Source organism: Brucella sp. RRSP16 (genome assembly GCF_052246815.1).
Classification (GTDB): Bacteria; Pseudomonadota; Alphaproteobacteria; order Rhizobiales; family Rhizobiaceae; genus Brucella; species Brucella intermedia.
In genome coordinates this window covers 171425-194962 of the sequence record NZ_JBQQAM010000007.1, presented here as the reverse complement: position 1 = coordinate 194962, position 23538 = coordinate 171425, and the positions used below count along the sequence as shown (strand labels likewise).

Sequence of the window (23538 nt, the reverse complement as noted above, 5' to 3'; positions counted from 1 at the left end):
GAGCAAGGTCTACATCCTCTAGTGACTAGAGGAGCAAGCGGAAAATGATCACGAATATGCCCATCGGCGAAGCATCGAAGGCGAGCGGCGTCAAAGTGCCGACCATCCGCTATTACGAGCAGATCGGCCTGCTGCCTTCCCCGCCGCGCAGTGACGGCAATCGCCGCCTCTATGACCGGAGCGACATCCAGCGGCTGCTCTTCATCCGCCATGCCCGCGATCTGGGGTTTGAGGTGGATGCGATCCGCACGCTTCTCGATCTTCAGGACAATCCCGACCAGTCATGCGCGGCAGCCGACGCCATTGCACGTGCGCGCCTCAGCGATGTGGAGCATCGCATCGCAAAACTGCTTTCGCTCAAGACGGAGTTGCAGCGCATGCTGGAATGCACCGCGCATGGCCGCATCGACCAGTGCCGCGTGATCGAGATTCTCGGAAACCACGAGGAATGCGTGCACCCGAAGCATTAATCCGAGCTAGGGCGCATCCCGAAAAGGGAAATTAGTCCACTGGACTGATTTCTGATCCCGCTTCGATCGAATGAGATGCGCGATAAAACAAAAGACAGAGCATTTCCAACGCTTCATGAAAAACAGGAAATGCTCTGGTTGCCGGTCAGTTCACCTTTGAAAAACGGGTCGCCTGGATCTTGAGCGTGCCGATCTGGGTGCCGATCCGTGCCACGACTGGCGCATAGATGCCCGAATTGCCGAGCGATGCGAAGGAAATCGTCATCCGGCTGCGATTGCTCAGGTAATCGATGGCTTTCTTGCCCTTCTGATAACCGGAAATCGGGATGAACTTCGCCGAGCAGATGACCGATTCGCCGGTAAAGCCATCGGTCGTGAACGATTCGGTGCCGTTGAAGGAAAGCCTGATCTCGGCTCGCGTCTGGCCGTCGAAGACGCTCAGCGAACGATCGCAGACTGCCCGCCCATTCTTCGCCGGAATCATGAGGGCACTCAGCGGATCGCTGACACTCAGCAGGTCCTGCGGCGATGTTTCCACCCAGGGGTCGCGCTTTTTCACCGGAGGCTGGTTTTCCGCCGCGACGACATTGCCATTGGCAAAGCGGATCGTGGTGCTCTTGTTCTTGCGGCCATGCTTGTAGGCCAGATCGAAGCTCTTCGGCACGACCTTGCCGCCGACGGCGCTGCCGGTAACGTGCACGGTGCCGTCCGTATCGTCGAACACCCGCGCCAGACCGGAGGTCAGGAAACGGCCATTGAGGTTGTAATTCGCGCCATTGACCGTGGTTTCTATGGCGGACCGCGCAATGGAAAGCCCGAAAATGGAAATATCATATTCCGTCCGGTAAAGATCATCGGCCCGGGCCGCGCCGCTGGCCATCGTCATTGCCCCCAAGCTCAGGCCCGCGAAGGCCAGTCCTGCCGCAGCCGCCACACCATACTGCGCCAGCCGGTGCCGGACGGGCTTCAACACATGCGACGCTTCGATCATACTCGGCATTCCTTTCGCCTGCTTTTCCAATGAAGGTTTTCAACCACATTGGACCGCCAGAAAGTTGCGTGGGATTCTTCGATACAGTATCTGTGCAACAGGCAAAACCGGCGAAGTTATGATTGCAAGCTTTCGTGAAGACCGTTCGGAAGCCGGAAAACCGCGTCTTTGCGCGATGGATACGGAATCTCACTTGACTGCAACGGCTGCTGTCACTATAGAAACGCGACTTTCCCAATAGGCCGCCTGTCCGAGATCGCGCGCCAGCAGCATCAAACTGCGTTGATTGCTTGAATTCGGACATTCGGGTCGGGGCCTGAAGAACGTAATTGAAGGTGAGACCAAAATGTCCCGCGCTTGTGAATTGACCGGCAAGTCGGTCCAGTACGGCAACAATGTCAGCCACGCGAACAACAAGACGCGTCGCCGCTTTCTGCCGAACCTCTGCAATGTTACGCTGATGTCCGAAACCCTCGGCCAGAGCTATCGTCTGCGCGTTTCCGCCAACGCCCTGCGTTCGGTCGAACATCGCGGCGGTCTGGATGCGTTCCTCGTCAAGTCCGACGACAAGGAACTGTCGCAGCGCGCTCGCCTGCTGAAGCGTCAGATCGCAAAGAAGCAGGCTGAAGCAGTCGCTGCCTAAGCTTTCGGCCAAATGATTTGACAAAAAAGGCCGGCTCTCGTCGGCCTTTTTTGCTGGTTCCATCACCCAGGATAAAAAAATGTCAATCGAGACACCCTCTTTTTCCCGGCTTATGCCAGCGATACTGGCCATGTGCGTGGCGGTTGCCGCGTCGAATATTCTCGTCCAGTATCCGTTCCAGCATTTCGGCCTCGGTGAAGTTCTGACCTATGGTGCGTTCACCTATCCTGTCGCCTTTCTGGTCAATGACCTGACGAATCGCCGCTTCGGCCCTGCCGCCGCACGCAAGGTCGTCTATGCCGGTTTCGTGCTGGGCGTCGTCATGTCGATCTGGCTGGCAACCCCGCGCATCGCGATTGCCTCGGGCTCGGCCTTTCTTTTCGCACAGCTGATGGACATCACCGTCTTCGACCGCCTGCGCCGCAAGACCTGGTGGAAAGCGCCCTTTGCCGCCGCCATGTTCGGCTCTGTGCTCGATACGGTTCTGTTCTTCTCGATTGCCTTCGCAGCCGGATTTGCGTGGATCGACACGCTCACGGGAATGCCCGATTCGTCGCTTGCCGAACCGGCGTCCTTCCTCGGCCTCGGCGTGCCGCTCTGGGCATCACTGGCTTTTGGCGACTTCTTTGTGAAGGTCATCATGGGGACGCTTATGCTGATCCCCTATGGGGCAATCCTCGCCGTCTTCGCCCCGTCGCTTTATGCGCCAAGCCGGACGACGGCGGAAGAGGCATGAAAAAAGGCGCTTGAAGCATTTCCAGCAAAAGCGTGAAGCGCCTTTGCGTTCGGAAATGCGTCAAATAAACTTCAAGCGTCCTTGCTTTACCTTCTGCCAGCCCGGTGCCTGCCCTTGGCCGGAGCCGCGGCCCCCTGCTCCTCGAAAAGCGAGGCAAGCTGTTCGGTCATGGCGCCAGCCAGTTCTTCCGCATCGACGATGGTGACGGCGCGCTGATAATAACGCGTGACGTCATGGCCGATGCCGATGGCGATCAGTTCCACCGGCGAACGCGTTTCGATTTCCTCGATCACGGCGCGCAGGTGCCGCTCCAGATAGTTGCCGGGATTGACGGAAAGCGTCGAGTCGTCGACCGGCGCGCCATCCGAAATCATCATCAGGATCTTGCGCTGTTCAGGCCGTCCAAGCAGGCGCTGATGCGCCCAGATCAGCGCCTCGCCGTCGATGTTTTCCTTCAGCAGCCCTTCGCGCATCATCAGGCCGAGATTGCGCCGGGCGCGCCGCCAGGGCGCATCGGCGCTCTTGTAGACGATGTGGCGCAGATCGTTGAGGCGACCCGGATTGGCGGGCTTGCCGCGTCCAAGCCACGCTTCGCGCGACTGGCCGCCCTTCCACGCCTTGGTGGTGAAGCCCAGAATTTCCACCTTCACGCCGCAACGCTCCAGCGTGCGGGCGAGAATATCCGCGCAGGTCGCGGCAACCGTGATCGGGCGACCGCGCATGGAGCCGGAATTGTCCAGCACCAGCGTGACAACCGTATCGCGGAAATCCGTATCGCGCTCCTGCTTGTAGGAAAGCGGCTGCGTCGGGTCGATGACGATGCGCACCAGACGCGCCGAATCGAGATAGCCCTCTTCCAGATCGAAATCCCACGAGCGGTTCTGCTGCGCCATCAGGCGGCGCTGCAGGCGGTTGGCGAGACGCCCCACCACGCCCTGCAGATTGGCAAGCTGCTTGTCGAGGAAACCGCGCAGACGATCGAGTTCCGCCTCGTCGCAAAGATCGGTCGCTTCGACCTCTTCATCGAACTCGCGCGTGAAAACCTTGTAATCGACATGCTCGGCAAAATTGGCAAAAGGCTGGTTCGGACGGCGTGTATCGCCCGGCGTTTCCGCGTCGATATCCTCGCTGTCATCCATGTCGTCGGCGGAAGCGTCGGCGGCATCCATTTCGCCCTGCTCGCCTTCATCGCTCGAACTGTCGGATTCCTCGCTTTCAGCCGAATCGGAACCTTCCTGGCTCTCGTCGCCGCCTTCCTCGTTCTCGTCGGAATCCGGCGTCTGTTCGTCGTTCTGTTCTTCCTCGTCGCTCGGTTCTTCCTGCGACAACTCTTCCGCCATGTCCATGGAAGCGAGCATGTCGCGCACCGTGCGCGCAAAGGCCTGCTGGTCTTCGAGATTGTCGCCAAGCCGGGCAATGTCGGCCGCAGCCTTCTGTTCGATCCAGTCACGCCACAGTTCCAGCACCTGCCCGGCTTCCGCAGGTGCGGCCCGCCCGGTCAGCTTCTCACGCAGCAGAAGCGACACGGCTTCCTCGAGCGGCGCGTCTTCCCTCTCGGTGACGGTGGAGAAATTGGCTTTCGAATATTTATCCGCAAGCATGGTGGAAAGATTGTCCGCCATGCCCGCCATGGCGCGCGCGCCGATGGCTTCAACACGCGCCTGCTCCACAGCATCGTAAATGGCGCGCGCCTGCTTTCCTTCCGGAGCAAGGCTCGCATGAATGCGCGGATTGTGACGCGCCTGGCGCAGCGCCATGGAATCGCCAAGGCCGCGCGTGACGGCAATATCATGCGCGGTTGGACGTTTCGGCAGGTCGGGAAGGCGGGCACGATTGGCGCTCAGGGCCGGGCGGTCGTTGGTAAACGCCACTTCCAGCTCATGCTCGCCGGAAATGGCGCGGACGCAAGCCGTTATCGCACGCTTGAACGGTTCGGAATCCACCGGTCCCGGTTTACGCTCGCGCGAATTATCGCCTATTCCTGACTTCTGGCCCGACATATGCCTATCCTGACTTCGCTTTCAAGCAAGGGCGAAGCTCATCGCCCCCGCACCAGACAGTGCACTGCCGCCGGATGATCGGGCGGCAGGCTTCCTCCGCATCAAGCGAGAACGATATTGGCCGCCGATTCCGGCAGTTCAACGCCGAAAGCACGCTGATAGAACTCAGCCACGGTCGCGCGTTCCAGCTCGTCGCACTTGTTGAGGAAGGTCAGGCGGAATGCAAAGCCGACATCGTTGAAGATCGCGGCATTTTCGGCCCATGTGATGACCGTGCGCGGGCTCATGACGGTCGAGAGATCGCCATTGATGAAAGCCTGACGGGTCATGTCGGCCACGCGCACCATCTTGTTCACGATCTCGCGGCCTTCGGCATTCTGGTAATGCTTGGCCTTGGCGAGAACGATGTTCACTTCATTGTCGTGCGGCAGATAGTTCAGCGTCGTCACGATGGACCAGCGGTCCATCTGCGCCTGGTTGATCTGCTGGGTGCCGTGATAAAGGCCGGTCGTGTCGCCGAGACCGACGGTGTTGGCGGTCGCGAACAGGCGGAAAGCCGGGTGCGGACGGATGACGCGGCTCTGGTCGAGAAGCGTCAGGCGGCCAGAGGATTCCAGAACGCGCTGGATGACGAACATCACGTCCGGGCGGCCGGCGTCGTATTCGTCGAACACCAGCGCCACATTGTGCTGATAGGCCCAGGGCAGGATGCCGTCCTTGAATTCGGTGACCTGCACGCCTTCCTTGACCACGATGGCGTCCTTGCCGACGAGATCGATACGGCTGACATGGCTGTCGAGGTTGACGCGCACGCAAGGCCAGTTGAGGCGGGCCGCGACCTGCTCGATATGGGTCGACTTGCCGGTGCCGTGATAGCCCGAAACCATCACGCGACGGTTATAGGCAAAGCCTGCGAGGATCGCGAGCGTCGTCTGACGGTCGAAAAGATAATCCGGATCAAGCTCCGGCACATAGGAATCGCCTGCCGCATAGGCCGGCACCGTCATGTCGGAATCGATCCCGAACACTTCGCGCACCGAAACCGTCGTATCCGGCAAATTGGCTATATCCCGCTCAACCTTGTTCATCATGCCTCCAGAGCGGCAGGCAGCGACCGGCCGCGAATTAATACCGGCAAGCTGCCGACCGGCAACTTTCATCCGCGGGCATGTTTTTCCGGCGAGCCGGACGGTATGCCCCTTCCGTAATTCGTTGCGGGCATCCGTGCTTGCATCCACGCCTTGGCGCGGCAGAAGAATGTCCGTCGGAGCCGTCGGCGACCGCTCCATAGTCAGCTTTCAGTCCCAAACAGGCTTTAGCAAAAACCTGCCTGCTTGAGCAATTGATAAGCCTGAATAACATCGCGAAATCTCTCTTCCGATCCGCGATCACCACCATTCGCATCCGGATGGTGCTGCTTTACCAACTCTTTATAGCGCGCCTTGATCTTATCGCCAGTCGAATTTGGTTCAAGACCGAGGGTGGCCAGCGCCTTTATTTCCAGCGTGCGGGGTTTGCGCTGCGCCTTCTGGCCCGGCGCATGCCCCTTCGCTTCCTTGAAAAGATTGAAGGGATCGCGGATGCGGTTGTGATAGGAGGCCGAACCTGACCGCATCTTGGCCACGTCGGGCGAGGTGCGCGCCTTGGCGGTGGAATTCGCCGTCGTCGACCAGGTCGGGCGGTGGCCGGTGATCGCATCCTTCTGGAATTTCGCGATGTCGCCATCGGAAAGACCGGAGAAGTAATTGAAATTCTTGTTATATTCCCGCACATGGTCGATGCAGAAGCGGAAATATTCGCCTTCACGCATCCGCCCCACAGGCGCGCGATGCGTGCCCGGCTTGTCGCAACCATCCCACTGGCAGCAGGGTGCTGAAGACTTCGCTTCCGCGGTCTTCTTGGGCTTGATGCGGATACTGTCGAAAAATTTTGAGTTCGTTGTCATCGAATCGAATTATGCGGATTATCAGTTGCTGAACAAGAATTGACATTTCGTCCGGTCGGGCTTTTGGCCATTTCAACTGGGCGAAATTTTGAAGCGGAGTGCTTTCCTGTGCGGATTTGCCCCACCTTTTGCCGCCGAAGCAGCGTTATATGAGGCACAGCGTCTATATGGGGAGAAGTGGCTCAAATGTCCATTCACAATAGCAAACAAAGCGCGATGGAAGCGAAACTGACCACGGCTTTCGCTCCCCAGCGCCTTGAAGTCATTAACGAAAGCCACCTCCACGCCGGACATCACCATGAGGATCGCGGTCATCATGAAGTCTACGACGGCACCGGCGAAACGCATTTCCGCATCCGCATCGTTGCCGACGCCTTTGCCGGAATGAGCCGCATCGAGCGCCACCGCGCCATCAACGCGCTGTTGAAGGAAGAACTGGAGAGCGGCGTCCACGCGCTGGCGCTTGAGCCTTCCGCCCCGGGGGAAGCAACGCGCCGCTGAAGATTTTTTCGGAAAGGGCATGTCTTCCGAAAGCGGAAATCGTTTCGGGTAAAGCCAGGCGCAAAACCGGTCGGATGGAGCACCTCCGCGATTCATTCGAAACGGAAATACTCTGGAGCCGGACCCTTCGGCTGTGCCTAGCAGCCGGGACCGGGAGGGCAACTTATCGCTGAGCCCTATCAGGAAACAGGCTATCCAGAGCCCGCCCCAAAACATGCAAAGCGCCCTTTCAGGCGCTTTTGCTATGCATCCAATGCCATGCGATCAAATCGATCGAACTTCGCGGAGAAAAGCAATTTCAGAATAGCATCCGATGTTGGCACAAATAGAGAAGGCTGTATCTATCTCATTATAAAGCATGCGATATGAAATTTCTCCGCAGTTTTCGTATCAGAACATAAGCTATCTACAATGAACGGTATCGCATGCTTATAGATGAACATTCCTGCCGCAATACAACCCTAGTAATACATAAATCCGGCGCTTATTTCAAATGAAATATTCTATGCTTAAATAGAGAACGACCAGCGTTTATTAGTAATATTTGTTATTAGCGTCTTCCTGCTGCGATCTCTTCTTCTATCGGCGCGGCACCGCCGCAACAATGGGGGCCGGTTTTCCATCGGCGTCGAGCGGCACGATGCGCAACCGCGTCAGGCGGTTCCTTTCCTTCTTGAGCACAGAAAAGCGTTTCCCGTAAAAGGTGAAGGCCTGCTTCACTTCCGGGATTGTCTGCGTCTCGTGAATGACCAGACCGGCGATTGTGGTCGCCTCCTCATCCGGCAGGTGCCAGTCGAGCGCACGGTTGATATCGCGAATCGGCAGCGAGCCGTCGACGATCACCGAACCGTCCGGCTGCAGGCGAACGCCCTGCATGTCGATATCGTGCTCGTCGGCAATATCGCCGACGATTTCCTCCAGGATATCCTCAAGCGTCACCAGGCCCTGCACATCGCCATATTCGTCGACAACGATGGCAATGTGGGCCTTGCGGCGGAGAAAAGCGTCGAGCTGGTCCTGCAATGTCGTCGTGTCGGGCACGAACCACGGCTTGCGCGCGACCTTCATGATGTCGATGCGGGTGAAATCATTGTCGACGTCGTAAAGTGCGCGCAACAGGTCCTTGGTGTGGATGATGCCGACGATATTGTCGATATCGTCGCGCCAGAGCGGCATGCGCGTGTGCGGGCTGGCCAGAATATCGCGGACGATCTCTTCCGCCGCGGCATCGGCATTGACGGTGCCCATCGAGGTCCGGTGCACCATGACGTCGCTGACTTCCAGCTCCTTGAGGTCGAGCAGGCCGCCAAGCTGGTCGCGGTCTTCCTTGATGAGCGACTTGTCGCGATGCAGCACCTCGACCGCGCCGCGCAATTCCTCCTGCGGGCTCAACATGGACCGGCCTGCGGCAAGATTGACGCCGCAGAGCCTCAGGATCGCGCGCACGATCCAGTTCACTGCGGCAGAAACCGGCCCGAGGATCAGCACCACCAGCGAAACGCTGCGCGCAACGACAAGCGAAAACCGGTCGGGACCGGAGATCGCCCAGGATTTCGGCAGCACTTCAGCGAAGATGACCAGAATGACCGTCATCGCCAATGTCGCATAGGCGACGCCCGCATCGCCGAACAGGTTGAGGAAAATGCTGGTGGCAATCGAGGAGGCCAGAATATTGGCGAGGTTGTTGCCAATCAGAAGCACGCCGATCAAGCGGTCGCGACGGCTGATGAGCCGCTGGACCAGTCCCGCGCGCTCGTCGCCATTATGTTCGAGCGTGAGCATTCTGGCCCGCGACGCCGCCGTCAGCGCCGTTTCGGAGCCTGAAAAGAATCCGGAAAGAATGACGCAGAGCAGGATAATGCCGCACAGAACCCAGAGCTCGAAAGCCATTCGCCTTGTCCTCTTGCTTCGTATCTAGTGGATTTTCGAATTTGACCTTTGAAACAGCATCGCATTCAGGCGGGATTCAAACGTCGAATTCAGTCCACCAGACGGTCTTTCAAAAATTCCAGCACGGCTACCGGCGGCACATCCTTGGCAATGAAGGACTGACCGATACCGCGTGTCAGGATGAAGGTGAGCGCACCGCGCGCCACTTTCTTGTCCTGCGCAATATAATCCATCAGTTTTTCCGCAGACGGCAAGCCGCCTGGCACATCCGACAGGCGGTATGGCAGGCCGACGGTTTTGAGATGCCTCTCGACGCGCTCCGCATCCTCGATGCCGCAGAGATTCATCTTGACGGAGAAGCGATGGGCCAGCGCCATGCCGATGGCGACACCTTCGCCATGCACGAGACGGGTTGAATCGTAGCCCGTCGCCGTTTCCAGCGCGTGGCCAAACGTATGGCCGAGATTGAGCAGCGCCCGGTCGCCGGTCTCGCGCTCGTCGCGCGCAACGACAGCGGCCTTGCAGCGGCAGGATTCGGCGATGGCTTGCGTCCGCGCCGCGCCGCCGGAGAAAACCTCCTGCCAGTTCCGTTCCAGCCATTCGAAGAAGTCCGGGCGGTCGATCAGGCCATATTTCGTGACCTCCGCATAACCGGCGCGAAACTCACGCGGGCTCAGCGTATCCAAAACTTCCGTATCGGCCAGAACCAGTTGCGGCTGATAGAAGACGCCGACGAGGTTCTTGCCGTGCGCCGTGTTGATCCCGGTCTTGCCGCCGACCGAGGAATCGACCTGCGACAGGAGCGAGGTCGGCATCTGCACGAAATTCATGCCGCGCCGAACGATACCGGCAACGAAACCGGACAGATCGCCAACCACGCCGCCGCCGAAAGCCACGACCGCATCGCCGCGTTCCAGCCGCGCCGCCAGCAGGGCATTGGTGACCGTTTCAAGCGTGCCGAATGACTTGGATTTCTCGCCCGGCGCAACGATCACCGGCGTTATATCGATGCCGGCCCTGACGAAGCTTTCGGTGAGCCGCTCCAGATGCGCCCTGGCGACATTCTCGTCCGTCACCACCGCCACGCGCCCGCCTTTCAATCGCTTCGCCAGTTCTTCGCCCGCCCGGTCAACCAGCCCCTTGCCGATCAATATGTCGTAGGAGCGGTCGCCGAGCGACACGGGAACGGTGGTGACACCGGCGATGGAAGGCGCGTTCATGCATAGTCTCCGATACATATAGCGAGGCAGGCAGCCGTTAAGCCTCTAATCCTTCGAGATGACCGGCCAGAACATCGAGCAGTTCGGCGGCGATCACTTCCTTCTTGTCGTCACGCGTCATGAGCTGGAGATCGGCCAGCGCATAGACCGGATAGCGCTCGTTCATCAGCCGCAGCATGACACCGCGCGGATCGCTGTTCTTCAAAAGCGGGCGGTTCTGGCGGCGCGATACGCGCTCCATAAGAATATCGATTTCCGCATTGAGCCAGATGGAAACGCCTGCACGCGCGATTGCCGCGCGCGTTTCGGCGTTCATATAGGCTCCGCCGCCGGTTGCCAGAACCATCGGCCCGTCTTCGAGCAAGCGCATGATGACGCGGCGTTCCAGATCGCGGAACTCCACCTCGCCATAGGCTTCGAACAGTTCGGGGACGGTCATGCGCGAAACCGCTTCGATCTCCGTATCGGCATCGCGAAACGGCAGGCCGAGAAGGCTCGCCGCCTTGCGCCCGACGGTGGATTTGCCCGCGCCCATCAGCCCCACAAGCACCACGACTTTCGAACCGAGCAGATCGCGGATCAGTTCCGCTTTCTCATGTAGATTGTTTTGTTTTGCCGTGCTGCTCATTGTCCTCGTCCATTTGTTCCGGTTCCACATGAAAAACGGTTCGACGTCAATTGCTTTGATTGGTTTTGGAGGCGCGCGCGGCAGCAAGCACGGCTTTTTTGCAAGATGGGGCGCGCGGGTTCCCTTCGTCGCCGTCCTTGCTTTCGTCCAAATGCCGCAGCATAAGTGATGCATGCCAACGCTGACGCGCCTTGTCCTTTTTCTCGCTCTGGTCGCCGCCATCGTCTATGGCGCGATGTACGCGCTTGCCAATTTCGTGGAGCCCGACACGCGCGAGATCACCGTCGAAATACCGGCCTCGAAGCTGAAGCCGGTGACGATTGCGCCTCCCGTGGCCGCGCCCGATCCGGCGGAAACTGCCGACACGGCCCCCGAACCGCCCCAGGCACCGCAGGAGTGAGGATGCGCGCATCGCTGGCGATCGAAAACTTTCTGGAAATGATGAGCGCCGAACGGGGTGCTGCCCGCAATACGCTTGAATCCTACCGGCGCGACCTTGAAGCGGTGGCGGAAGCCATGGCGGCGCGCGGCGTCAATCTAGCCGAAGCCGGCGCGGACCATGTCCGCAGCGCCATCGATGCCATGGCCGTGGAAGGTTTTGCCGCAACCTCGCAGGCAAGGCGCCTGTCGGCGCTGCGCCAGTTCTTCCGCTTTCTCTATTCGGAAGGCTACCGGCAGGACGATCCGACCGGAACCGTCGATGCGCCGAAAAAACAAAAGCCGCTGCCGAAGATCATGAGCGTCGAAAACGTCACGCGGCTTCTCGACCGGGCAGTGCTTGAAGCCGAAGAGCCCGGCGAACCGGCTGATCTCATCAAGGCCTTGCGCCTTCATGCGCTACTCGAAACGCTTTATGCGACGGGGCTTCGCGTTTCGGAACTCGTGGGCCTGCCCGTCACCGTCGCCCGCACCGATCACCGTTTTCTGCTGGTGCGCGGCAAGGGTTCCAAGGAACGCATGGTTCCGCTTTCGCCCAAGGCGCGTGAAGCCCTGCAGCGCTTTCTCGCCTTGCGGGATTCCCTGCCCGGCAGCGATGACAATCCCTGGCTGTTCCCGGCATTTTCCGAAAGCGGCCATCTGGCGCGCCAGGTTTTTGCCCGCGAGTTGAAGGGACTTGCCGCGCGCGCGGGATTGTCGGCCTCTGCCGTCTCGCCGCACGTGCTTCGCCACGCCTTTGCCAGCCACCTGCTGCAGAACGGCGCTGACCTGCGCACCGTGCAGCAATTGCTCGGCCATGCCGACATTTCAACGACGCAAATCTATACGCATGTGCTTGAGGAAAGACTGCATAAGCTTGTCAGCGAGCATCATCCGCTTGCCGATTAGCCGCTCTACGGTTATGAGAAAACCGAAAATTTGCAAGATGAGCCAGTAGTGAATATGTAAGGCGCCGTAAAACAGCCTTTTTCAGGCTGGTCATAGAGCGGCACGTCCCTTTGTAAAACGCACGAACAGTCAGGCCCGATGTACAATTATCTCGATTTTGAAAAACCCGTCGCCGACCTTGAAGGCCAGATTCTCGAGCTGAAGAAGCTCGCGCAGGAACAGGGCAGCGTCGAGATGAGCGACGAGATTCGTCGCCTCGAGAAGCGTTCGGCGGATGCGCTGAAGGACATCTATCGCAAGCTGACCCCGTGGCAGAAGGCGCAGATCGCCCGCCATCCGGACCGCCCGCACTGCCTGGAATATATCGACCGGCTGTTCACCGAATTCACGCCGCTTGCCGGCGACCGCAAGTTCGCCAATGACGAAGCCCTCCAGGCCGGTTTCGGCCGCTTCAACGGTCAGCCCGTCGCCATCATCGGGCAGGAAAAGGGTTCCGACACCAAGACCCGCCTCAAGCACAATTTCGGCTCGGCCCGCCCGGAAGGCTACCGCAAGGCCGTCCGCATCATGGAAATGGCCGACCGCTTCCAGTTGCCGCTCATCACCTTCGTGGATACTGCGGGCGCCTATCCCGGCGTCAGCGCCGAGGAACGCGGCCAGGCGGAAGCCATCGCCCGCTCGACGGCGGAGTGCCTCAAGCTGCGCGTTCCGGTCATCTCCATCATCATCGGTGAAGGCGGCTCCGGCGGCGCGATTGCAATCGCCGTCGCAAACCGCGTCTACATGCTCGAGCATTCGATCTATTCGGTGATTTCGCCCGAAGGTGCGGCCTCGATCCTCTGGCATGATTCGACCCGCGCCAAGGATGCCGCTTCCAACATGCGCATCACCGCGCAGGACCTGTTCGACCTCAAGGTCATCGACGGCATCATTCCCGAACCGATGGGCGGCGCGCATCGCGGCAAGGAAGCCGTGATCGACGCCACCGGCGACATCATCACCGCATCGCTGCGTTCGATGAAGGATATCGACGGCGAAACGCTGAAGCAGGAGCGCCGCCAGAAGTTCCTCGAAATCGGCCGCAATATCTGATTTACGCCGGGAATTGGCGCGCATCCCCGCAAACTCGGCGCGGTTTTCGGGACAGGATGCGCGGCTCAAGACAAAGTGAAAAACCGTACGGGAGGCCAGGCGCCTCCCGCATTTGCATCAAGCTGCAAATTCGGCCATATTGCCGACGCGCCGGGTTTTAGCTATCTGGGCAAGGATTTATAAACGATACCGTAAGGTTTCATTTATAGGATCGGACCTTCAGGAAATCGACTTTTGCTCATAAAGTCTCTGGCGTAGCTCTAACAGACTTGATGCGACATGAAGATCAGAACCGCAATTCTAGGCTCCTTACTGGCAACCACGCTTCTTGCGGGCTGTCAGGGTTCGTCCGTATCCGACCTCAGTCTGCGGGCCGAAAAGCCGCTTCCCGAAAAGGTCGTTGCCAAGATGAAGGCGAAGGGCATGACCCGCACCTCGCCGATCATGGTGCGCATCTTCAAGGAAGAAGGCGTGCTCGAAGTCTGGAAGCAGAAGAACAACGGCAAATACGACCAGATCGCTTCCTACGAAATCTGCAAATGGTCGGGCAAGCTCGGTCCTAAATATATCGAGGGCGACCGTCAGGCGCCGGAAGGTTTCTACACCGTCCGTCCCGCCCAGATGAACCCCAACTCGAACTATTACCTGGCTTTCAACATCGGCTTCCCCAACGCCTATGACCGCGCCAATGGCCGCACCGGCCAGCACCTGATGGTGCATGGCGCATGTTCCTCGTCGGGCTGCTATTCGATGACCGACGAGCAGGTCGCCGAGATCTACGCCTTCGGTCGCGACGCCTTCAAGGGCGGCCAGCGCGACTTTCAGATCCAGGCGTTTCCGTTCCGCATGACCGCCGCCAACATGGCGCGCTACAAGAGCGATCCGAATTATTCGTTCTGGAAGATGCTGAAGCAGGGCTATGACGCCTTCGAGACCACCAAGGTTCCGCCGAAGGTCGACGTCTGCGAGAAGCGCTACGTGTTCAACGTGTCGACGCCGGACGGCCAGCCGCTTTCGCCGACCGATGCCTGCCCGCCCTCGGTTGGCGGCGAGGCGATGTCCTATGCGTCTTATGAAAAGACCTATCAGTCCGCCTTCAGCGCTGCGCAGAAGGCACCGGCACCGTCCATTCAGGGCATTGCCGAAGCCAAGCTCGTCTCCGCATGGTCTGCGGCCCGCGCGCGCGGCGAAAAGGTAACGCGCGAACCGCCGTCGCTTACGCCTGCTTCCGCTGAGAAGGCCGGTGCGCCCGACATTCGCCCGGCAACGCCGTCCGTGCAGCCGACAGCCATTGCTGCAACGCCGCAACCGGTCGCCGTTCCGGCACAGCCCGCGACGCAGACCGCAGCCGTGCCGGCACCGCAGCCGAACCCGGCAGCAGCGCAGGCTGCTGCCCCGCAGGCTTCACCGCAAGTCTCACCCCAGATCTCGTCAATGACGACCGCCAGCACGGTGGCGCAGAATGTCGAACAGGCGGCACCTGTCGCAGCCGCCGAACCGAAGAAGCCGTGGTGGAAGATCATCGGGAATTGATCGCCTTGCAGGAGGAGATTCCTGTCTACGATCTGAGGGGGCTTAAATGCCCCCTTCCGGTTTTGAAGACCCGCAATCGTCTGGAAAAAATGCCGAGCGGAGCGCTTCTCTGGGTGGAAGCGACCGATCCGCTGTCAGGCATAGATGTGCCGCATTTCTGCACTCAGGAAGGCCACGCCCTCATCACGCAGGAGCGGGAAGGCCCGCTGCACCGCTTTCTCATTCGCAGGAAGTGAGTATCAGTTCCGGGGCGAAAAGCCCGGAATGGCCAGCGGATTTTCGGTCAGCGCGGCCCGGTCCGGCCGGTCGAGGCCCGGACGTCCGAGAAACGCATCGAAAAGCTCACGCACATAGGTTTCCGGCAGATCCTTCACGATCATCACCAGAAGCGTCTCTTGCTTGCCCTGCGGCCACTGCGGCAGGCGTGCAGGCGGATGGAAAATCTTCTGCACCCCGTGGATGATCACCGGACGATCCGGGTCTTCGGCAATCTGCACGATGCCCTTCACCCGCAACAGCTTTTCCCCATGCGTCGAACGCAGAAGATCGAGAAACATGTCGAAGGTCGATAGCGGGATCGGCGCATCGTGACGCAGTGAGAAGGACCGGATCGCATCGTCGTGGTGATGATGATGATGCGTGTGCTTATGATGGTGGTGGCCCTGATGGTGGCCATGATGGTGCCCGTGATGGTGCCCGTGATGGTGATCATGGTGATGATGGTCGTGATCGCAATCCGGCCCGCAAACATGATCATGGTCATGATGCGCACCCTCGTAGGCTTCCGCCTTGAGCCAGCGCTGCACATCGGCCGATTTCGTTTCCGGATTATAGAGGCCGCATTCGAAAAGCGCCGCATAGCCTGTGCGCTGTTCACCGGCTTCCAGAATGTCCGCGCCGGGATTGAGCGCACGAAGACGCGCGGTCAACGCCGCAAGTCCTGCCTGCGCTTCCGGCAGATCGGTCTTGGTGAGCACGATGCGGTCGGCCATCGCCGCCTGCTTGACGGCTTCCTCATGATTGTCGAGCGTCGCCATGCCGTTGACGGCATCCACCGTCGCCACAACCCCGTCCAGCCTGAAAGCCTGCATGAGCACCGGATGCCCCATGATCGAATGCAGCACCGGCGCCGGATCGGCAAGGCCGGTGGTTTCGATGATGACGCGCTTCAGCGCCTTGATGCGCCCCATCTGGAGCCGGTCGATCAGGTCGGCCAGCGTGTCCACCAGCTCGCCGCGCACCGTGCAGCACAGGCACCCGTCGGCAAGCTCGATCACGCCTTCGCTGGCCTGCTCGACCAGTAGATGATCGATGCTGACCTCGCCGAACTCGTTGATGATAACCGCCGTGTCGCTGAGCGCCGGATCCTTCAGAAGCCGGTTGAGGAGCGTCGTCTTGCCTGAACCGAGAAAGCCGGTCAGCACGGAAACGGGAATGGGGTTTGGCATATCAGTTGATCGCGGTGGTCGTGGCGCCCGCCGAACGCTGCGGACGCGGCATCGGCACCGGAACCTGCGAAATATCGAGCTGGCTCGGCCGGGTGATCGGCCCCGGTTCGGACACCAGGCCCACGCGAACCGGAACCGGATCGCGATCCATCGCATGGATATAGGGCGAATTGATTTTCAGCTTGCCTTCGACATCGCGGCCATCCCAGCGATCGGCCATCGCTTCCTGGCTGCAGATCGCCTTGCGCATATCGGTGGCCTGATTGAGATTGCCGCCCCCCGTCGGGCGCAGCGTCGCCAGCGTCGCGCCGCCGCCGGCACTGGCGCGGAAAGCATCGGTCATCAGCTGCGCGGCCTGAACCGCGCGCGCTTCCTGCCGGTCGGCGCCCAGAACGATTGCCAGCACGGTGCGGCCATTGCGCGTGGCCGAGCTTGCAAGATTGAAGCCGGATGCGCAGACGAAGCCGGTCTTCATGCCGTCCGCACCGTCATAGCGGCCGAGCAGGATGTTGTAATTGGCCTGCACTTTCTTGCCTGCGCCCGGATCGATCGCCTCGGTCGCGAAATAATGCGCATATTGCGGAAATTCACGGCGAAGCTGTACGGCCAGAACCGCCAGATCACGCGCCGTCGTGTAATTCTGGGGATCGTGCAGCCCGTTCGGATTGGCGAAATGCGAGCCGACCATGCCGATGCGCTGCGCTTCCGCATTCATGCGCTGCACGAAGGCGGATTCGGTGCCGCCCACGGCTTCGGCAACTGCGACCGCAACGTCATTGGCCGACTTCACCAGCATGATCTTCAGCGCCGAATCGAGCGTCATGACCGATCCCGGCTTGTAGCCCATCTTGCTCGGCGGCTCCTTGGCGGCATTGACCGTCATGCGCACCGGCGACTCGAGCGTCATCTGCCCCGACTGAAGCGCGCGGAATGCCACATAGGCCGTCATCATCTTGGTCAGGGATGCGGGATACCAGCGCTGGAAGGCATCCTGCTGTGCATAGACCTTGCCGGTTGCCACATCCACTGCAATCGAGGGATTAGCCGCAGCAGACGCCAGTGCGACAGCGGAAAGGCCAGCAGCTGCAAACCAGATTTTCAGTGATTTCGACATCATTCCGTAGTTCCAATCGAAACGGCTTGCGACTTCTGCGGATTCGAATTGCGCCATAATGGGAGATTAACGATTTCTTTATCTATGCCATGTGGCGATGAAAAGGCAAACAGGGATTGCCCGCTTTCACCGAAACGTCATATCCTTGCAGGATCAAATCATGTCCATTCCGGCCCAATCCGGGGAGTCATCCAAAAATGCCAGTGCTGAATCGTGCCGTTGAATCGCAAGCGGAAATTGCCGCATGGCGGCGAAAACTGCACCAGAATCCCGAACTTCTCTATGACGTGCACGAAACCGCAAAATTTGTCGCCGAAAAGCTCACCTCCTTCGGTTGCGATCATGTGGAAACCGGCGTCGGCCGCACCGGCGTGGTCGGCATCATAAAGGGACGGCACGGCGACGGCCCCGCCATCGGCCTGCGCGCCGACATGGATGCGCTGCCCATTACCGAAACGAGCGGCGTGGAATGGGCCTCGCAAAATCCGGGCAAGGCGCATTCCTGCGGCCATGACGGACACACCTCCATGCTGCTCGGCGCGGCGCAATATCTGGCGGAGACCCGGAATTTCCGCGGTTCGGTGGCCCTTCTGTTCCAGCCTGCCGAAGAAGGCGGCGCCGGTGGCCTCGCTATGGTCGAGGACGGCGTGATGGACCGTTTCAACATTTCGGAAGTCTATGGCGTCCACAACATGCCGGGCCTGCCGGTCGGACAATTCGCGATGCGAAAAGGCCCGATCATGGCGGCGACCGATGAATTCGATCTCTTCATCAGCGGGCGCGGCGGCCATGCGGCACAGCCGCATCGCACCATCGACCCGATCCTGGCCGGTTCGCAGCTCATGATCGCCTTGCAGGGCATCGTGTCGCGCAATACCGATCCGCTCGATTCGCTCGTGATCTCGGTGACGAAGTTCATCGCGGGCGAGGCTTACAATGTGATCCCGGAAAAGGCGACGCTTTCGGGCACGGTGCGCACGCTCAAGAAGGAAACCCGCGCCTTTGCCGAACGCCGCATCCGCGAAGCCGCCGCCGGTATCGCAGCAGCCACTGGTGCTGAAATCACGGTGCGCTACAAGAACAATTATCCGGTCACCTTCAACCACGATGCGCAGACGGAGTTTGCCGCCCGCGTCGCAGGCTCGGTTGCAGGCGAAGGCAAGGTGGACGAGAATGTCGAGCCGATGATGGCGGCGGAAGATTTTTCCTACATGCTGGAAGCGCGCCCCGGCGCCTATATCTTCCTCGGCAATGGCGACACGCCCGGCCTTCACCACCCGGCCTATGACTTCAACGACGACGCCATTCCCTATGGCGTCAGCTATTTCGCATCATTGGTGGAAACGGCGCTTGCCGCCTGAAACTGAATAAATCCGCCTGCCCCGCTTTTTGCGGGGTTGGCGACCGACTTGAAAAACAGTATGTGTCTGAAAGCGTTCACGATGCCGGAATCACCGGCGAATGCGCATCGGTTGGTCCCGTAGCTCAGTAGGATAGAGCGACAGATTCCTAATCTGTAGGTCGCAGGTTCGATCCCTGCCGGGATCACCAACAAAATCAATATGTTGGTTGATCTGACGATTAAAATTTATGTTGCGCCATGTTGCAACTGAATAGTGAACGTTTTCAATGGTGTTCACTGGATCATGGCAGCTAGACGCAACATGGAATGCAACATGAATTAACGTTTTGATCTTGCTCGTCCAGCTTCCGAAGCATGAAACTACGGACGATTTTTTTGTCTTGAGGGACGGAATGCCACCTCGCGGTGACTTTGGTGTCATTTTCTTTCCGGCTTCGCTTTTTGGCCGGCAATGGGGCGTCCTCCTTAAGAGGCGGCAGCCCCTTTAACCACCGCTCGTGATCTTCGATCGCATCGGCTTTCGCGAATACGCTGACCAGCTTCAACAGAAGAGGGTCTAACTCTTGCGTCTCTGCCTTCCTCGGCTTTTTCGGGCGACGTTCATTTTTCGGAACCTGCGGATTGTCTGAGAATTCATCACTCATATTGGCCTCGCGAACGGCGTTAATTACAGTAGTTTGCTTGAGGGACAATATTGATCCGGGACAGGTGACAGGCAGATGAAAATCCGAGCACAGTTCATCACAACACCGCAGGGGGAGGAAATGGCAGTTCTCCCCAAGGTCGATTACGATAAGCTGCTTGAAGCTTTTGAGGATCGCGAAGACATTGCAGCCGCCCGCACTTTCAGCGAAAAGCTGGCTGCCGGAGAAGAAGAATTGATCCCGGCTGAGTTCGTCAACCGCATGATCGACGGCGAGAACAAAATTAAGGTCTGGCGTGATTATCGCGGCATGAGCGCGAAGGCGATCGCCGAAGCTGCCGGTATCAGTGCCGCCTACTTGTCGCAGATTGAAAAGGGTGCCCGGGAAGGCTCTCTCGACGCAATGAAGAAGATTGCAGAAGCGCTAAAAGTTACAATTGACGATCTAGTTTAGGAAGCAACACGGAATGAAGCATTATATTGCATTGGTGCACAAGGATGCAGACAGCGCTTACGGTATTCAGTTTCCAGATATTCCCGGTGTCTTTTCCGCTTCCGACGATGCCCACGATATCGTCAAGAACGCGATTGAAGCCCTACAGCTTTACGCCGAAGACGAGACTTTGCCCGATCCGTCTAGCCACGCCGATATCGTCGCTCGCGATGACGTGCGAGCCGCATTGGCGGAAGGAGGCCACCTGGTGTCAGTTCCATTTAGCTAGAAGTTTCGGCGCTATCACTCACCCCTCCATTCAATCATATGATTTCGTCCCAAATATTTTTTGGCGTCTGGTCGTCGCGATATGGCAATGCGTCAAACGCCAAATCGATTTCCCATCGATCCCAAATCACCCGGCTATCAATCATCTTGGGCGCGGGCATGCGCCCATCTCTCACCATCTCATCAAATTTTGATGTTCCCACGCCGATATAATATGCCGCGCCTGTCCTTGATAATCCCCTTGGCGTGAAATCAATCCTCTTAATTTGACGATTTTCCATAAGAAATTCCGCACTTCACAAATAATTAGAAACCGGTTTCGGAAAATTTTCATTTCTTTGCGCAATGACAGCACTGATCTTGCTAAAGCGGCGGTAATCGGTATTTTGCAAACTATGAAAACAGCGCAAAAGCAAACATCTTTTTCGGATTATGTCGGTGTTGGGTCTTACACCGCGCCCGAAGCTGCGCGCCTGCTAAAGACCTCGCCACGCAACATCAATCGATGGCTTGGTGGTTATAGATATCGGAAGAATGACGAAGTGCGTCATGTTGAACCGCTTTGGCAGCCTCAACACGAGACCGGCGACGACAACATCGAACTAGGCTTCCGCGACCTGATCGAGTTGCGTTTTGTAAAGGCGTTCCTTGAAGCCGGCATGGGCCTCTTGGCGATCCGTAATTGTTTGGAATATGCGCGGGAATGTGTGCAAGACGCTCATCCGTTCTCGACACGCCGGTTCCAAACCGACGGCAAGACGATTTTTCTTGAGAGCATCGAACGGGCACAAGAAGCCAAACTCCTTGATCTCAAACAGCGTCAATACGTTTTCAAGCAGGTAATAGAGAAAACATTTAAAGACCTCGACATTGAAGACGACACCGTTACCCGCTGGCGACCGTATCACGGCAAAAAGTCTGTCGTAATCGATCCAACCCGATCATTCGGGCAACCCATCGCTGCCGAATTCGGAGTTCCTACTACTGTTCTAGCCGATGCCGTTGAAGCAGAAGGGTCGATTGAATTTGTGGCGAAACTCTACGAAGTGAGCGTAAGCTCGGTCAGAGACGCCTTTCAGTTTGAAAATGAACTCAAGGTTTCTAAGCAGGCCGCATGAAGGTTCTGGTTGATGAAAATCTTCCGCCTGCTCTTGCACGTTCACTAAACGCATTATTCGTACATAAACACGAAGTAACCCACGTCAGAGAACTATACGGGCCGGGCGTTACGGACGTACAGTGGATACGTGAGCTAAGCGCCGAGGGGCGTTGGATTGTGATTTCGGGCGACCGTCGCATCACACGGAATGCGGCCGAATATAACGCATTCAGATCATCAAACCTTGTTGGCTTTTTTCTGTCAAAGGGATTGTATAAATCACCTGTCGTCAAGCAGATGGAACGCATCTTGGCGCTATGGGAAAACATTGAGAAGCAAGCTGACATCGTGCAAGGCGGGGCGATGTTTGAGTTGCCCATGACGAGCACACGTATTAAACAACTGTAATATTTTACAGACGGCATTCCTGCTCCAATGCCCGGCCGTCCTTTCAATTCCCTCACTGCACAATGATATTTCTCAAGAGAAGTCAGTTGATAATGAGCGTCATAGGTTGACTATGTCGTCTGTACGGGCTTTCGCTAAATTTGTGGGAAATATTTATCTGTAGGGGGCACCGTGTTTTTAGAGAAGCATTCTCGCTTTTTCCGTATTTATGATTTGCATTTCAAGCCGCGGCATAAGTCTGCTCCAGACTTACCGTTATTGCCTGTTGACAACAAACCGAGCGTTCTCACTGGCCTTCGAAAGCGAATTCTAGCAGGTTTAGCATCCGAAAAGCAGCCTAACGGTGACATTGTTGAACTAATGAGCGCAACGCATGATGCGAAACGAAAAGCACTTGTTCTTCTATTTCATCGCGCCAATCCTGATGCAGCAGAGCCAATGTATCGTAAACGCGCGAAATCAAAATCCGGAACTACAACTGTTTCTGTACGGTCTTCTCAAAAAGCTATCGACGAGGAGCAATCAGTTTCGGCTCACCTGATTATCGAGCTAACCGCTTTGAGCAAGGGCATATATCGATCTGCTCTGGAGGAAATTCCAGGCATTAGCATGACAAGTGTAAAGAGAATAATAGTACAAGCGTTAAACGATTATAAGTACAAATATGAATACAAGAAAAAATCAGAAGAAAGTTATTGTGTTTTTAAACCAGTAGGCGTCAAATCTGAAACACTTCAAGATGCATTAACTACCGGAACAATCAACTATATCACGCTCGTTCGCCCAGGAACATCTCCATTTGTGGATGGTGACGGGTTGGTAAAGACAATGAACGAAGTTCTCAAGTTACGTGTCATCGCAAAAGTTAAGCCGAAGACAATGCTTGATCGGTTGAATACTTTCGCTAAGGACGCCCGTAAGAGCGGATGGTCAGACTTTAATGTCGAAATTGGCCTGCCAGATGAACGAACACGCACTGTTAAAATTGAGAATGATGAAGAAGCGAAGGAGATTTTATTCGTTAAGTCCGAGCAAGCTGATTTCAAGAATGCATTATCGGCTTGTACAACCGTCGTTATCGATGAAGTTGTAGAAAAAGGCTTATCCTCTATAAAGAAGGTGAAAGTCTAGTTATGAACGTTTTTTCTTACCCTATGATGTATGTATTTCTTCGTGACAGCGAAGGAAGGCCATTATTTTTAAGAGATTTATTTGCAACATTATTCATTTCTACTTTAATTAGCATCCCATTTATATTGTCCGGAGCGAATTATTTTGGCGATCGTGGTTTTTTGGATAGGTTTGGTAGTTTTTGCGCCGTTTTAACCGGTTTCTATATCGCAGCATTGGTTGGTGTCGCTACATTATCTTCATCAGTTGGCGATGTAGATACTCCTATTGAGGTTGGGAAAATTACATTTAGGGAGAACGATGGCGATGAGAGAGAATTAACTAGAAGAGAATATGTTTGTGCGATATTTGGATACCTTTCATTTTTATCTTTATTGCTATCTCTTCTTTCAATAACCTTTATCGTTATCGCGCCGCCTATTGCATTGCATCTACCAATAATCTTTGATTATTTAGCCATACCATCATTCATTGCGAGTAAATTAACCCCATCTTTGGTGATATTATTTATGGCATTGATAATATCTCAAATGATAGTAACAACCTTTCATGGACTTTATTACTTTATTGATAGATTATACTACAAGAAGGCTGTTCTTTCCGATGAAGAGCCAGATGATACCGCACCTTAAGTAA

General features: G+C 57.2%; 27 protein-coding genes and 1 tRNA gene. 17 read left to right on the top strand and 11 right to left on the bottom strand.

The features are described from left to right. The first annotated feature begins 47 nt into the window (after positions 1–47). Complete coding sequence (locus tag ACS5UA_RS13160; RefSeq protein ID WP_170873258.1) at positions 48–470, top strand: MerR family transcriptional regulator; 423 nt, start codon at positions 48–50, stop codon at positions 468–470. A gap of 145 nt (positions 471–615) precedes the next feature. On the opposite strand, the gene ACS5UA_RS13155 is transcribed toward ACS5UA_RS13160, so the two are convergent. Then, positions 616–1461, bottom strand: coding sequence for a DUF3108 domain-containing protein (locus tag ACS5UA_RS13155; protein ID WP_112671780.1), 846 nt, complete (start codon positions 1459–1461; stop codon positions 616–618). A gap of 346 nt (positions 1462–1807) precedes the next feature. Between ACS5UA_RS13155 and rpmB the strand changes: the two genes are divergently transcribed. Then, positions 1808–2104 carry a 50S ribosomal protein L28 gene (gene rpmB / locus ACS5UA_RS13150; protein ID WP_006470974.1) on the top strand — a complete coding sequence of 99 codons (297 nt, stop codon included), beginning with the start codon at positions 1808–1810 and terminating at the stop codon, positions 2102–2104. A 79-nt stretch (positions 2105–2183) separates the two neighbouring features. Next, the gene (locus tag ACS5UA_RS13145) at positions 2184–2840 is read left to right on the top strand and encodes a queuosine precursor transporter (protein WP_025089910.1); all 657 of its coding nucleotides are present in this window, start codon (positions 2184–2186) and stop codon (positions 2838–2840) included. A gap of 86 nt (positions 2841–2926) precedes the next feature. Here ACS5UA_RS13145 and cobT read toward each other — a convergent pair whose 3' ends face one another. The 3 genes from cobT to ACS5UA_RS13130 form a co-directional block, all read right to left on the bottom strand. Further along, the gene (gene cobT / locus ACS5UA_RS13140) at positions 2927–4840 is read right to left on the bottom strand and encodes a cobaltochelatase subunit CobT (RefSeq protein ID WP_112671782.1); all 1914 of its coding nucleotides are present in this window, start codon (positions 4838–4840) and stop codon (positions 2927–2929) included. Between the two features lie 101 nt (positions 4841–4941). Continuing rightward, entirely contained in the window at positions 4942–5928 is a 987-nt protein-coding gene (cobS, locus tag ACS5UA_RS13135; RefSeq protein WP_006470975.1) for a cobaltochelatase subunit CobS, read from the bottom strand. Positions 5929–6155: 227 nt separating this feature from the next. Next, positions 6156–6785: a J domain-containing protein gene (locus tag ACS5UA_RS13130; RefSeq protein WP_006470976.1), complete on the bottom strand. Its 630-nt coding sequence runs from the start codon at positions 6783–6785 to the stop codon at positions 6156–6158. A 186-nt stretch (positions 6786–6971) separates the two neighbouring features. Here ACS5UA_RS13130 and ACS5UA_RS13125 point away from each other — a divergent pair, with 186 nt between their 5' ends. Continuing rightward, a complete protein-coding gene (locus ACS5UA_RS13125; RefSeq protein WP_006470977.1) occupies positions 6972–7286 on the top strand; it encodes a BolA family protein in 315 nt (104 codons plus the stop codon). A gap of 579 nt (positions 7287–7865) precedes the next feature. On the opposite strand, the gene ACS5UA_RS13120 is transcribed toward ACS5UA_RS13125, so the two are convergent. From ACS5UA_RS13120 to ACS5UA_RS13110, 3 genes are all read right to left on the bottom strand, one after another. After that, a complete protein-coding gene (locus ACS5UA_RS13120) occupies positions 7866–9176 on the bottom strand; it encodes an HlyC/CorC family transporter (RefSeq protein ID WP_006468010.1) in 1311 nt (436 codons plus the stop codon). A gap of 89 nt (positions 9177–9265) precedes the next feature. After that, a complete protein-coding gene (aroB, locus tag ACS5UA_RS13115) occupies positions 9266–10396 on the bottom strand; it encodes a 3-dehydroquinate synthase (RefSeq protein WP_112671784.1) in 1131 nt (376 codons plus the stop codon). Positions 10397–10433: 37 nt separating this feature from the next. After that, positions 10434–11024: a shikimate kinase gene (locus tag ACS5UA_RS13110; protein ID WP_006470979.1), complete on the bottom strand. Its 591-nt coding sequence runs from the start codon at positions 11022–11024 to the stop codon at positions 10434–10436. Positions 11025–11196: 172 nt separating this feature from the next. Between ACS5UA_RS13110 and ACS5UA_RS13105 the strand changes: the two genes are divergently transcribed. The 5 genes from ACS5UA_RS13105 (at position 11197) to ACS5UA_RS13085 (ending at position 15211) form a co-directional block, all read left to right on the top strand. Then, on the top strand, positions 11197–11424 hold the full coding sequence (locus ACS5UA_RS13105; protein WP_006468013.1) for a hypothetical protein: 228 nt from the start codon (positions 11197–11199) through the stop codon (positions 11422–11424). Between the two features lie 2 nt (positions 11425–11426). After that, positions 11427–12350, top strand: coding sequence for a site-specific tyrosine recombinase XerD (gene xerD / locus ACS5UA_RS13100; RefSeq protein ID WP_112671786.1), 924 nt, complete (start codon positions 11427–11429; stop codon positions 12348–12350). 138 nt (positions 12351–12488) lie between these two features. Continuing rightward, positions 12489–13442, top strand: coding sequence for an acetyl-CoA carboxylase carboxyltransferase subunit alpha (locus ACS5UA_RS13095; RefSeq protein WP_006468015.1), 954 nt, complete (start codon positions 12489–12491; stop codon positions 13440–13442). Positions 13443–13721: 279 nt separating this feature from the next. Continuing rightward, positions 13722–14975 (top strand): L,D-transpeptidase family protein, encoded by a 1254-nt coding sequence (locus tag ACS5UA_RS13090; RefSeq protein ID WP_112671788.1) that lies wholly within the window; start codon positions 13722–13724, stop codon positions 14973–14975. Next, entirely contained in the window at positions 14954–15211 is a 258-nt protein-coding gene (locus tag ACS5UA_RS13085) for a sulfurtransferase TusA family protein (protein ID WP_006470981.1), read from the top strand. Before ACS5UA_RS13090 ends, ACS5UA_RS13085 begins: the two co-directional genes overlap by 22 nt. A gap of 3 nt (positions 15212–15214) precedes the next feature. On the opposite strand, the gene ACS5UA_RS13080 is transcribed toward ACS5UA_RS13085, so the two are convergent. Both ACS5UA_RS13080 and ACS5UA_RS13075 read right to left on the bottom strand, forming a co-directional pair. Next, positions 15215–16423, bottom strand: a complete 1209-nt coding sequence (locus ACS5UA_RS13080) for a CobW family GTP-binding protein (RefSeq protein ID WP_112671790.1) — start codon at positions 16421–16423, stop codon at positions 15215–15217. 1 nt (position 16424) lies between these two features. Continuing rightward, on the bottom strand, positions 16425–17540 hold the full coding sequence (locus ACS5UA_RS13075) for a D-alanyl-D-alanine carboxypeptidase family protein (RefSeq protein WP_006470982.1): 1116 nt from the start codon (positions 17538–17540) through the stop codon (positions 16425–16427). Between the two features lie 194 nt (positions 17541–17734). Here ACS5UA_RS13075 and ACS5UA_RS13070 point away from each other — a divergent pair, with 194 nt between their 5' ends. Together ACS5UA_RS13070 and ACS5UA_RS13065 are read left to right on the top strand one after the other, a co-directional pair. Continuing rightward, positions 17735–18898: a M20 aminoacylase family protein gene (locus ACS5UA_RS13070; RefSeq protein ID WP_021587513.1), complete on the top strand. Its 1164-nt coding sequence runs from the start codon at positions 17735–17737 to the stop codon at positions 18896–18898. Positions 18899–19011: 113 nt separating this feature from the next. Then, a tRNA-Arg gene (locus ACS5UA_RS13065) sits at positions 19012–19088 on the top strand. 102 nt (positions 19089–19190) lie between these two features. Here ACS5UA_RS13065 and ACS5UA_RS13060 read toward each other — a convergent pair. Then, a complete protein-coding gene (locus ACS5UA_RS13060) occupies positions 19191–19544 on the bottom strand; it encodes a hypothetical protein (protein ID WP_443101397.1) in 354 nt (117 codons plus the stop codon). 75 nt (positions 19545–19619) lie between these two features. On the opposite strand from ACS5UA_RS13060, the gene ACS5UA_RS13055 reads away from it, so the two are divergent. Then, positions 19620–19997, top strand: coding sequence for a helix-turn-helix domain-containing protein (locus ACS5UA_RS13055; RefSeq protein ID WP_443101396.1), 378 nt, complete (start codon positions 19620–19622; stop codon positions 19995–19997). 13 nt (positions 19998–20010) lie between these two features. Next, positions 20011–20265 (top strand): type II toxin-antitoxin system HicB family antitoxin, encoded by a 255-nt coding sequence (locus ACS5UA_RS13050; RefSeq protein ID WP_443101395.1) that lies wholly within the window; start codon positions 20011–20013, stop codon positions 20263–20265. A 34-nt stretch (positions 20266–20299) separates the two neighbouring features. Here ACS5UA_RS13050 and ACS5UA_RS13045 read toward each other — a convergent pair whose 3' ends face one another. After that, on the bottom strand, positions 20300–20545 hold the full coding sequence (locus ACS5UA_RS13045; protein ID WP_443101394.1) for an XRE family transcriptional regulator: 246 nt from the start codon (positions 20543–20545) through the stop codon (positions 20300–20302). Positions 20546–20602: 57 nt separating this feature from the next. Here ACS5UA_RS13045 and ACS5UA_RS13040 point away from each other — a divergent pair, with 57 nt between their 5' ends. The 4 genes from ACS5UA_RS13040 to ACS5UA_RS13025 all read left to right on the top strand — a co-directional run bounded on the left by ACS5UA_RS13040 (position 20603) and on the right by ACS5UA_RS13025 (position 23534). Next, entirely contained in the window at positions 20603–21382 is a 780-nt protein-coding gene (locus ACS5UA_RS13040) for a hypothetical protein (protein ID WP_443101393.1), read from the top strand. After that, positions 21379–21771, top strand: coding sequence for a DUF5615 family PIN-like protein (locus ACS5UA_RS13035; RefSeq protein WP_043061757.1), 393 nt, complete (start codon positions 21379–21381; stop codon positions 21769–21771). Before ACS5UA_RS13040 ends, ACS5UA_RS13035 begins: the two co-directional genes overlap by 4 nt. A 171-nt stretch (positions 21772–21942) precedes the next feature. Continuing rightward, on the top strand, positions 21943–22902 hold the full coding sequence (locus ACS5UA_RS13030) for a hypothetical protein (RefSeq protein ID WP_443101392.1): 960 nt from the start codon (positions 21943–21945) through the stop codon (positions 22900–22902). Positions 22903–22904: 2 nt separating this feature from the next. Next, positions 22905–23534: a hypothetical protein gene (locus ACS5UA_RS13025; protein WP_443101391.1), complete on the top strand. Its 630-nt coding sequence runs from the start codon at positions 22905–22907 to the stop codon at positions 23532–23534. Positions 23535–23538 lie beyond the last annotated feature (4 nt).

What these genes read in the sequence shown, in the direction of transcription:
- ACS5UA_RS13080 (WP_112671790.1), bottom strand. Translation starts at nt 16,423, where the DNA reads ATGCCAAACCCCATTCCCGTTTCCGTGCTGACCGGCTTTCTCGGTTCA.
- ACS5UA_RS13045 (WP_443101394.1), bottom strand. Translation starts at nt 20,545, where the DNA reads ATGGAAAATCGTCAAATTAAGAGGATTGATTTCACGCCAAGGGGATTA.
- ACS5UA_RS13145 (WP_025089910.1), top strand. Translation starts at nt 2,184, where the DNA reads ATGTCAATCGAGACACCCTCTTTTTCCCGGCTTATGCCAGCGATACTG.
- ACS5UA_RS13130 (WP_006470976.1), bottom strand. Translation starts at nt 6,785, where the DNA reads ATGACAACGAACTCAAAATTTTTCGACAGTATCCGCATCAAGCCCAAG.
- ACS5UA_RS13105 (WP_006468013.1), top strand. Translation starts at nt 11,197, where the DNA reads ATGCCAACGCTGACGCGCCTTGTCCTTTTTCTCGCTCTGGTCGCCGCC.
- ACS5UA_RS13095 (WP_006468015.1), top strand. Translation starts at nt 12,489, where the DNA reads ATGTACAATTATCTCGATTTTGAAAAACCCGTCGCCGACCTTGAAGGC.
- cobT (WP_112671782.1), bottom strand. Translation starts at nt 4,840, where the DNA reads ATGTCGGGCCAGAAGTCAGGAATAGGCGATAATTCGCGCGAGCGTAAA.
- ACS5UA_RS13055 (WP_443101396.1), top strand. Translation starts at nt 19,620, where the DNA reads ATGAAAATCCGAGCACAGTTCATCACAACACCGCAGGGGGAGGAAATG.
- rpmB (WP_006470974.1), top strand. Translation starts at nt 1,808, where the DNA reads ATGTCCCGCGCTTGTGAATTGACCGGCAAGTCGGTCCAGTACGGCAAC.
- ACS5UA_RS13075 (WP_006470982.1), bottom strand. Translation starts at nt 17,540, where the DNA reads ATGATGTCGAAATCACTGAAAATCTGGTTTGCAGCTGCTGGCCTTTCC.
- ACS5UA_RS13125 (WP_006470977.1), top strand. Translation starts at nt 6,972, where the DNA reads ATGTCCATTCACAATAGCAAACAAAGCGCGATGGAAGCGAAACTGACC.
- cobS (WP_006470975.1), bottom strand. Translation starts at nt 5,928, where the DNA reads ATGAACAAGGTTGAGCGGGATATAGCCAATTTGCCGGATACGACGGTT.
- ACS5UA_RS13120 (WP_006468010.1), bottom strand. Translation starts at nt 9,176, where the DNA reads ATGGCTTTCGAGCTCTGGGTTCTGTGCGGCATTATCCTGCTCTGCGTC.
- ACS5UA_RS13035 (WP_043061757.1), top strand. Translation starts at nt 21,379, where the DNA reads ATGAAGGTTCTGGTTGATGAAAATCTTCCGCCTGCTCTTGCACGTTCA.
- ACS5UA_RS13155 (WP_112671780.1), bottom strand. Translation starts at nt 1,461, where the DNA reads ATGATCGAAGCGTCGCATGTGTTGAAGCCCGTCCGGCACCGGCTGGCG.
- ACS5UA_RS13090 (WP_112671788.1), top strand. Translation starts at nt 13,722, where the DNA reads ATGAAGATCAGAACCGCAATTCTAGGCTCCTTACTGGCAACCACGCTT.
- aroB (WP_112671784.1), bottom strand. Translation starts at nt 10,396, where the DNA reads ATGAACGCGCCTTCCATCGCCGGTGTCACCACCGTTCCCGTGTCGCTC.
- ACS5UA_RS13060 (WP_443101397.1), bottom strand. Translation starts at nt 19,544, where the DNA reads ATGAGTGATGAATTCTCAGACAATCCGCAGGTTCCGAAAAATGAACGT.
- ACS5UA_RS13025 (WP_443101391.1), top strand. Translation starts at nt 22,905, where the DNA reads ATGAACGTTTTTTCTTACCCTATGATGTATGTATTTCTTCGTGACAGC.
- ACS5UA_RS13050 (WP_443101395.1), top strand. Translation starts at nt 20,011, where the DNA reads ATGAAGCATTATATTGCATTGGTGCACAAGGATGCAGACAGCGCTTAC.
- xerD (WP_112671786.1), top strand. Translation starts at nt 11,427, where the DNA reads ATGCGCGCATCGCTGGCGATCGAAAACTTTCTGGAAATGATGAGCGCC.
- ACS5UA_RS13070 (WP_021587513.1), top strand. Translation starts at nt 17,735, where the DNA reads ATGCCAGTGCTGAATCGTGCCGTTGAATCGCAAGCGGAAATTGCCGCA.
- ACS5UA_RS13110 (WP_006470979.1), bottom strand. Translation starts at nt 11,024, where the DNA reads ATGAGCAGCACGGCAAAACAAAACAATCTACATGAGAAAGCGGAACTG.